Below are 2,805 nucleotides of genomic sequence, written 5' to 3'. Positions count from 1 at the left end.
GATCAAAGTGGAGTCGACATGCGATTTGATGTGCGGTTGAAGATAAGCGGTTCGAACTTTAGTCCTCAAGCATTTGCAGAAAATCACGCGCTAGAAGGTGCCGGCGAAGTTCGGCCGTACCTTGGCCATCGTGCGGTGCCAGGAGGCTTAGGGGATAGTTACTGGGTGTCCAAGCCTGTCAAGGTCCTCGAGTCACCGGAGGTTGCTTGCATTAACCTACTGACATCGCTGAAGGCGCAACTCAAAGCGGCTCGGGCATGTGGTGGCAAGATATCCATCCAGATCTCGGCTTATTACAAGGAGGATGATGATCGCCGTGGGTTCTACGTGCCCAGTGAGCTAATCCACTTGATCGGAGAGGTCGACGCCGATCTGGACTATTCACCCGAGATCGACCTTCAGGCCCTGTCCCATGATTGAAACGCACGACCCGTATGGGTTTTGCGTTCTTGCGACTCACTACACCTTCACCCCATCGTGCCTCACCCTTTAGTCTCGAGAGTAGAATGCTGTGTTCATCGTTGAGGCCGACAGCAACGTAAGCTGGGTGAAGTCGGCTCTAAAGGAGTGCTGGACGTGACCACCCAACTACCCGCCGTGATCACAGGATGCGACGAGTACGAAACATTGACCGAAGACGAGCGCGCCGCCTTCCTTCGAAGATTGGAAGCCGCGCTTGAATTGGGCACCTCTCTGTCGGGAGGCAAGCGAAGGAGAGAGTTCCCTGACTTCTTCCGGTTTGTAGAAGACCTGGAGCAGGACGCGAGTCATCTGCAAGAGTTCACTCTGCCCTGGGGTGGAAATTTGAGTCGGTGGCTTGTCCACTATTCGTGGACCTTCGACACTACGCCGGCCGACATGAGGGCCAGCCTCACGGCGCAGGTTCTCGACTTGATCAACTCAGATGAACCGTCGACCGATGCACCGCTTGAAGTATCGGAGCGGTGGTTCACGGAACTAGGCGATGGCGTAGCTATTGCGGCCACGGCTGTTCTCAAGGCAACGGATTTCGGCTCGGCGATGGCACATCAGATCGCGCTCGACATCTTGCTCGGCAGGGTGCTTTCCGCCTGTTACAGGCTGCGCCTGAACCGGCTTGTTCCCAGGTGACCATCGAATGGCCGTCGTGGGACAAGACGGCGAAATGATCGATAGTTTGGTCATATGCCCCCGGCGACGGCCAGCCGCCCTCCTCGTGACATCCCGCCGCAAATCCGGCAGCATGCCGACGTAATGCAACCACCGGACGGTCTGCATGCAAGGGGAAAAACATGCTCAAGCGACAACTCCGCTGGCTCTTGCCGGCGATAGTGCTGTGCGCCGCGTTGTACGCGGCCTATGTCCACCTAACGCCCCCTTCGGCACTGCCAAACGGCCATGCCGCGGATACGCGTGAGGAGTTCGAAAAGCGTAAGACGCTCATGGCCGCCGCAGGCCAGCCCCTGGCCAATGACATCCGTTTCAACAGCACCCAGGCTCGCGAGCTCGCGACGCGGGAGAGCCTCGATGCGATGAAGGCGCGTCTGGCGACAACGGGTCTCAGTTACGACTTCCAGTGGCGTGCGCATCTGTCGCAGACAGCCCTTGCTGCATGGGAGGCCGAAGACGCCCGCTACCCGCCTAGTGCGGGCAGGTGGCCTACCAAGACCACGCTTGTGCGTCCGGGGGTGTGGAGGGCCATTGTTATCGAGTCTGCCGCTAGCCAGGCGCCGGATCTTTACATCATCCGWGTCAGCGTGCGTCCTGACGTCGCGTTAGCACACTGGTCGGCCGAGGCACGCTTTCGCTTTCCGCCGTCTCCGGGTGTTCCCGAGGCTGTTCTGTCCTGTGGTGTGGGAAATTGGATACCTTCTTCGCCGAGCTACGGCTACTGCTCTTTACCGGCGCTCAACCAGCGGGCGAATGACGAGGCAGATGCGCCCCTGCTCGACCGCCTGGTCAAGCTGCAGACCGAAGGTCCATCACCAGGCATGGTTGCGGCCAAGATAACTTGGCCAAGCGGCCTCGTGGCAGCCTCCGGCGAGATGGCCGAGGAGGTGCGCCAGGAGGAGCAGCGGGGAACACGTGAGCGCGCGGCGGACGAGGCACGCCGGTCCGTGGAACAGACGGCGACCTATATCATGTGCGCCATAGCCGGCTTGATCCTGTTCGGCCTGCCTTCACTGGCGTTGTTCGGGGCGATCAGGGCACGTCGCTCGCGAGCAGCGCGGAAAGGCTCGGGCGTATACGGGGTTGTTTGCGTGGGCATGGCAGGAGCAGCCGCTTACGGCATCACCCTTGTGCACGGGGGAGATGGGACGCTGCTAGTACTGGCTCTCGCGGGGATTGCGCTTGTTGCGGGCGTGGCCGGGTTAATCGCCTTGGTGGGGGCGGCTTTCGGTACGAGCGAATAGTCGCGATGGATCAGTGCATAGGGGGGCTCGAATGGGTGAGTCCTCAAGAAGCGGTCACATGGACGCACGACCCGCATGGGTGGTACGTCCATGTGACTGATCGACTCAGTCCGCCGGCGCGATCGACGTCACCATCCCACCCATCCCATTCGGCTTCAAACCAAACCGCACCCGATCACCCACCTTGGCAGCCGTGAGCAACTCCGGCGAACCAGCCTTGAAAGCCATCGTCATAGCCGGCCACCCAATCGCCTTGATCGCCTCATGCTGCAGCGTGATCGTCCCCTTGGCCGTGTCGATCGCCTTGATCACACCAACGCCCTGAGCATCAGCAGGCTTCGCCGCGTGTTCCATGCCAGCCATGTGCGGATCCATGGGTTGCTGTGCGCTAGCCACAGTGACGGTGCCGAGG

At 60.5% G+C, this 2,805-nt stretch carries 4 protein-coding genes; 3 read left to right on the top strand and 1 reads right to left on the bottom strand.

The annotated features are described in order from the left end of the window. The 3 genes from AC1DT2_RS20010 to AC1DT2_RS20000 form a co-directional block, all read left to right on the top strand. The coding region (locus AC1DT2_RS20010) for a hypothetical protein (protein ID WP_477298269.1) at positions 1–420 on the top strand (420 nt) is incomplete at its 5' end. 156 nt (positions 421–576) lie between these two features. Continuing rightward, entirely contained in the window at positions 577–1,110 is a 534-nt protein-coding gene (locus tag AC1DT2_RS20005) for a hypothetical protein (RefSeq protein ID WP_477298267.1), read from the top strand. A 161-nt stretch (positions 1,111–1,271) separates the two neighbouring features. Beyond that, entirely contained in the window at positions 1,272–2,393 is a 1,122-nt protein-coding gene (locus tag AC1DT2_RS20000) for a hypothetical protein (RefSeq protein WP_477298265.1), read from the top strand. Positions 2,394–2,498: 105 nt separating this feature from the next. Here the strand turns inward: AC1DT2_RS20000 and AC1DT2_RS19995 are convergent. Continuing rightward, the coding region (locus AC1DT2_RS19995; RefSeq protein WP_477298263.1) for a copper-binding protein at positions 2,499–2,805 on the bottom strand (307 nt) is incomplete at its 5' end.

Source organism: Luteibacter sp. P4_E6 (genome assembly GCF_056401535.1).
This window is presented reverse-complemented; position numbering and strand designations above follow the sequence as displayed.